The sequence below is a fragment of the Psychrobacter sp. 1U2 genome (genome assembly GCF_051847575.1).
Map to the genome: position 1 here is coordinate 1 of NZ_JBPYDC010001735.1, position 534 is coordinate 534.

The window sequence follows — 534 nt, forward strand, 5'->3', positions numbered from 1 at the left end:
GTCCACTCATTGTTTTTATCACTATATATAAGCTTAAGATAATTTATGGCACTGATACATTTAAAAAATATTCATCTCGCCTTTGGCGTCGCCCCTGTCCTCGATGGTATTGATTTTAGCATTAATGAAGGTGAGCGCGTCTGTTTGATCGGCCGCAATGGTGAAGGTAAATCTACTTTATTCAAACTCATCAACGGCTCTTTACAGCCTGATAGTGGTGAAATCATCATCAATGGTAGTGCAAGCGTAGCGATGCTTGAGCAAGATGTACCTGAAACCAGTGGTAAAATACTCGACATCGTCATGGGTGGTAGCCGCCATACCGCTGATTTACTGATTAAATACAATCAGCAAACTGACCTATGCGCAAATGGCGATATGGATGCGTGCGAGCGTATGGCAACGTTGCAACATGATATCGACGCTGTGCATGGCTGGGATCTAGAGCGCGAAGCAAGACGGTTAATTACAACGATGGGGCTTGATCCTGAAGATGATTTATCCTCTTTATCTGGTGGTCGTAAGCGCCGTGTG

General features: G+C 44.2%; 1 protein-coding gene. It reads left to right on the forward strand.

What is annotated here, in order from left to right; all coding sequences use genetic code 11:
• Nucleotides 1–45: 45 nt before the first annotated feature.
• Nucleotides 46–534 (forward strand): ATP-binding cassette domain-containing protein (locus ACS8FD_RS24125; protein WP_439277706.1); only part of this gene is annotated, 489 nt, incomplete at its 3' end.